This window comes from Methylocaldum sp. (assembly GCF_039794385.1).
GTDB lineage: Bacteria > Pseudomonadota > Gammaproteobacteria > Methylococcales > Methylococcaceae > Methylocaldum.
The window spans coordinates 1-5,379 of record NZ_JBDIVO010000310.1; the positions used below are offsets into that span (position 1 = coordinate 1).

The 5,379-nt window shown below is 59.9% G+C and carries 5 protein-coding genes; all 5 read right to left on the reverse strand.

Annotation, left to right across the window (positions count from 1 at the left end):
* Positions 1-441 (reverse strand): hypothetical protein (locus ABJK70_RS19435; RefSeq protein ID WP_347258821.1); only part of this gene is annotated, 441 nt, incomplete at its 3' end.
* 776 nt (positions 442-1,217) lie between these two features.
* On the reverse strand, positions 1,218-2,456 hold the full coding sequence (locus ABJK70_RS19440) for a hypothetical protein (protein ID WP_347258822.1): 1,239 nt from the start codon (positions 2,454-2,456) through the stop codon (positions 1,218-1,220).
* Between the two features lie 11 nt (positions 2,457-2,467).
* The gene (locus tag ABJK70_RS19445; protein WP_210023880.1) at positions 2,468-3,085 is read right to left on the reverse strand and encodes an ATP-binding cassette domain-containing protein; all 618 of its coding nucleotides are present in this window, start codon (positions 3,083-3,085) and stop codon (positions 2,468-2,470) included.
* A 632-nt stretch (positions 3,086-3,717) separates the two neighbouring features.
* Positions 3,718-4,590 (reverse strand): EcsC family protein, encoded by an 873-nt coding sequence (locus tag ABJK70_RS19450; protein ID WP_347258823.1) that lies wholly within the window; start codon positions 4,588-4,590, stop codon positions 3,718-3,720.
* An 11-nt stretch (positions 4,591-4,601) separates the two neighbouring features.
* Complete coding sequence (locus tag ABJK70_RS19455) at positions 4,602-4,799, reverse strand: hypothetical protein (protein WP_086133405.1); 198 nt, start codon at positions 4,797-4,799, stop codon at positions 4,602-4,604.
* Positions 4,800-5,379: the final 580 nt, after the last annotated feature.

The following is a 5,379-nucleotide window of genomic DNA, read 5'->3' on the forward strand; positions in this document are numbered from 1 at the left end:
TATCTGATAACCGGTTATTGGCCCAGCAAGGGTTTTGGGGTCAAGCCTGAGCGCATAATCAAAACTGAACACGCCATTTTTGCTGATATCCTCCCTGTTGCCATAGCTGGTCCCCACCAAGCTGATCTGAAGTTGGTCGCCGCCAGGTAGCTGATCGTTGGGCGGGGCAATCGTGGCCGAGCCCGTCAATTGGTTGGCATACTGAATCGGGGGGTTGGTGGCCTTGAACCCCAGCTCCAGCGCATCGACATGGACAATTTGACCGGGTTTATCACTGAGCGCCTGTTGCATTTTGATTTTCAGCGTTCTATCCCAACCACCGGGTATGACATCGCCGATTTGAAAGCAGCGAGTGTCGGCTGAAACGATAGTTCGCGCTTCAACCTGACTCGACAGTACAGCAAGAATGGATAGTGAAGTTGCGGTGAGTAGGTTTTTCATAAGGAACTCCATGAGTTTCTAAAGGGACTACCATGTACCGAGACCGAGCATTATTAACCCGGCCTATAAATATAGGCCGGGTTAATCCGGGGCAGGGATGCTCCGGCGCGGCGACAAGCCGCGTGAGCCCAGGCCGGGCGTGTACCGGCCTGGGCGGCGGCCCGTAAATACCAGGAGGGTATTTACGGGCCTGATTAATAACTGAACAACTGCGGCTCACTGAGCAGTAGCTGCCCGTATGAATTACTCTCCTTCTGAATCGCTCACTGCGGGCTTTCACACATCACCCGTTTAATTCGACGATAGCGGCACGAATAAATTCAGCCTCCATGTTTTCTTAAATCGTGGAGATCATAGGGTTCGTAGGCCATTGGAGGGTCGGTCACGTAGTCATTTCTCTGCTGGCCCCCTCCGCTCCACTATCGTATGCAGACCTTGGATACACGGTGCCACAGTCCCCATCGGGTACGGAATGGCCTTTCGGCGAAACTGAAAGCCAACATATACCCGAATGCCAGCTGACAGACCGCACCACTGGCAGTAGCCGGCCAATTGGAGCCTGTTAGGCTGATCCCGATATCTGTTCAGTATTCGGCCATACCCGCCGTTCGTCGTTATTTAACAATTTCGTTCGAACGGCTGCTTTATGGAGTGTCTTCGAACTGGCGATCGATCCGGTCGACTGCCTTTGCGGTAAGACCGTAGAGGGCCGTGCGGTCTTCGAGAATCTCGATATGAAGGTCTTCCAGCCCGTATCAGGTCCCGAACCGATGCTCCTAATGAAACATGACCACCCGCCATGCCGCCAGCCAAAACGCCGCTGCGGTGACCAACTTGGGCCAGAACCGCGTTGCGTCGATAGTCGAGTAAAGAGCGAGCGTCACGGCGACTGCCGTGCTTCCCAAGGGTAGTATCAGGAAGGCGTAGGAACCTGCGAGCGGGTAAAGCGTGGCGACAGGCAGGAACGCGAGCAGACAGAACGCCGCTACCAATACCAGCAGGTCGGCCACGAACGTGGCGGCTGTTCCTATCCCCAACGATGCCAGCAGGGGGCGCATGGGCGCGCGCTCGGCACGCAGGGTCAACGCCAGTCCAGCCACCTGGAATATCAGCGGAACGAATCCCGCCAGCAGCAGGCCTACCGCCACCTGCGGTTGAAATCCGACAGCCTCCCAGCCGGTCCCGAACCAGCCAAGAATACCCGCATAAGCCAGCAGCGCCACTCGCGCCGGCAACTGGCTCCATTGCATCAATGCCAGCGCGTCCATGGCCGCAAGGTTTACCACAGGGTGTAGATGCTGGCCGATTCTGCTTCCGATCCGCCAAGATCCGGTCTTCATCACTCCCGTCAGGCGCCTGCGCAGACGGAAGGCCGCGATCGGTCCGCCCGTGAGCAGGACAAGGGCAAATTCGCGTGCCCCGTCGACGCACAAAGCCAGCATGGCGATCAGCGCACTTGCAGCGACCAGCAATGCGGCCCACGATCCACGCAGTACGAGTTGCTGCACGATGGGCCATTGGGTACCGAGGGCCAAGGCCAGCAGTCCATGCTCCAGACCGCCACTGCGGGCGGGTCCGAGCAGAGTGATCCCGTAGGCGGCGAAGGGCAATAGCAGGGGGAGATCGGCAATTAGCAGCAGCGTCAGGTCGAGCCCGGTCTCGAAGCGAGATAGCCCCGGCAGCGTGCGCAGATATCGCCAGGGCGCGCCTCCTCGCAAGGCATCGGCTTGCACGGCCGCCCAGGCGATGGCCAGCAGTGACAGGGTCAGCCAGGCGGTCAGCGCGTAAGCCGGACTGCCGCCTTCCACAATCTTGCGTACCGGCGTCCCGACGGCGTCGATTTGTGCGGCAAGTGGCGTGGCGGCTGGCGAAACGACTAAAAGTGCGAAGAGCACAGATTGCCAGCGGCGGAGCAAAAGCTTCAGGGTCGCGTCGGCGTAATGGCGCAAGCGCCAGCCGAGCAGGCGGAAAAACAGGCGCGATCGGGACACTTCCAACGGTGGATGGCGAGACACGTGACAGCCTCTCAAGTCAATGTCACGGTGTTTTCAGGCCGTATGCCGAAGGCCGCATGCCGCGAGGTCTCGTGGCAAGACATCAGGATCAGCCGCGTCTTGGCCAGGCGCCGGAGCGTCGCCTGCAAGGCCGCGAGCGAGGCGGCGTCGAGCGCGTTGCTGGGCTCGTCCAAGATGAGGACATCCGCCTCCGCGGCGACAGTGCCAAGCAACAGAAACTTCCTTGCCGTACCCAACGACATGTGGCCGAAGTTCGTCTTCAAATACGCGTGTAGCCGAAACGATTCGGTCAGCTGATCCAAGGTCTCGGTATCCCAGCCGCCCCGAACAGAACCGACGAAGGCCAGCCACTCCTCACCAGTCAGAAAGGGGAAGACCGGACAATCCGCCGGGCAATAAGCCAAGCAACGGAGGGCGCGGGCCGGTCGGGCCTTAAGGCTCACGCCGCGGATCCAAACTTCACCGGCATCGGGAACCAGGGCGCCCGCGAGCATGCCGAGGAGAGTCGATTTACCCACGCCGTTCGCACCCGCGATCAGATGGACGCCCGGCTTGGGCCATTCGTACGACCAGCCGTCTATGACCGGCCGACCGGAGTATCGCTTGGAGAGTTCGACTGCTGTCAGCACGTTGTCGTATATCCTGTGAGCAAGTGGCACCACCTATTTCGCAGCGACCGGAGGCGATGTCGCCGGTAGTATGCTGGCGAAAGGATAAAAGATGCGGAATTCAGTGCGCAATGAAGCCCAGATAGCACAGACTAAATTGAGGCATGGACAGGTATGTAACAGTGTGGCGGCGGTCGATAACTTGACTTGCTTGCGACAGTCCGCTTCGGTCACGGACTACTCCCCCGCCTCTGAAGAAAGCAGCATTCCTGAACGGCGGATTTTGGTCAGACCGGATGACCGGAACGGCCGAAAACTGGTCCTCGTGAGCACCGAGAGTGAATAACCCAAACGGGCATACAACGGAAGATCGACAGGTTCCGATGATACTCGGCGAAAAAACGGTTGCCGTTACCTTGATCGCCGGATCGGATACCGCAGGCGGGCTTGCGATTTGACCCTGTTCAGGTGCACCTAACGTGGTCCCGGTAGAACGAATTCAGTAGGTCCCAAAACCCTTCGACTCCGCTCAGGACAGGCCCTTCGACGGGGCTCAGCGCGAACGGCTTACCGGGATAGGCTCTGCCAAAAGACCGGAAAGCGGGCGCGAGAAGGAATGCTTGACCATTTTCCGAGAATCGTCCTCATTAGCATCATGCGGACCGCGCCATCATGGCCGGCGGGTCTGCCCGGCGCTCATGCCGAACCGATTTCAGCTTCCGATACTCGGCCTCGATGTAATGCCGCCCGTAGCGGCGTTCCAGCCGGCGCATGACGAAATGGCTGCGGGCCATGCTCTGAAAATGCCGGACGAACAAGTCGTTGATGAAGGCGCCGCCGACCGCGCCGGCGAAGGGCAGCATTTCCGCGGCGGCTTTCTCCGACAGTATCAGTCCGAAACGCTCGGATACGATGACTATCATGCGGCTGATGGCCGGCGCTCCGTTCCGGCTCAAGCCCTGTTCGGCAATGTGGCGTGACGCCTGTTTGACGGCGGCTTCGAGAGCCAGGCGCAAACCGTAATAACCGGTATCGGCGGCATCATCGGCCTTCGAGCGTCCCCCCAGAGCGAAAACTTCGAGACAGGCCAGACGGGTTTCCGGCCGGTTCAAATCCTCGCGTTCGCTGCGGGCGATTTCGGCGATGGCCGCGAGCATGATCAACGTGGTGAGCGGCAGTTCCACCAGCAATGCGGAACCGCCGAACAATCCGCCAATCGCGCCCGTGCTCCGCGCCATGCGACGGTAGAAGCGTTCGCTGCGAGGCTGCCCCTGCCCGAGGCGGGTGACCGCGGCTTCCAGAAGCCGGCCGATGCCCGCCTGCAAGTGTCCGGAGAAGCGACGATGCCAGCGCGGCGGTATCAGCTTGAGCCCCTTGTCGACGGGAGTGCCGACGGCGTGGGCCAGATGGGCGGCAAAGCTGGGATATTCGAGCTGGCGGAAAGCGTCTCGCAGTCGGCGACGGTCCTCATCCGCCAGTTCAATGACGCCCGCTCCGGGCGAAGATGAGTCGTGTTCAAGCTTCATTGTCGTGTCACCTAGAAGTTCTTGAAAATACCTACCGGCGGTTTCGGCTGCGGCTCGCCCGGCTTGCGCATCCTTGTTTCGCCGTCGATGAGTTCGAAGCCCGTGTCTCGGATCTGGACGGGGTGAGGACGGTCCGGACCAATCGCCGGACTTGTTCGCTGAACGTGGTGTATGACGGCGGCGCCGAAGTCCGTGCCGGTCTGCTGCATTGGCTCGGCTCTCTACCGCCGAACGCCTTCCAGCACGGATGCGTCCGCCCAAGTCGCCCCTACTCCGCTCATCGTTTCGTCCATGGCGCTCCTCTCGCCGCCCTTGCTACTTCGTATTGATTGTTTGCTTGCTCCTCACGGACTACGATCGATGATCTCGTCTTGATTTGCGGTACAGGACGACAATACCGGACGAACGTGTCGAAATCGGGCGAGTGCTGCGTTCAGCGTAGTGCACAACATTCGGAAAGTGGACGGCCGGAAATGCACCGTGACGGGGCCGACATTGACATGGAACACGGCGCAGCTCCGGCAGTACTCGACCGAGCAGACTTCGCTCCGGGCCAAGGTTTCGGTATTACAAGCTTTTCGTTGCACGGGTCTCTCCTTAAGTTATGGAACGCACGGGCGTTCATGTGTAAAAGCGGGCGCAAATCTCGATCTCTATCGCAATGGCCCCGGCTTTGGCCAAAGTTGGTCGTGTCCCGGACATTTGCGGGCGATCACGCTCGACCATTCCCCCAAGCCCTCACCTTCGCTCGGAACACGTCGGTCGAACGGTTTCAGAGGTCTGCCGGGA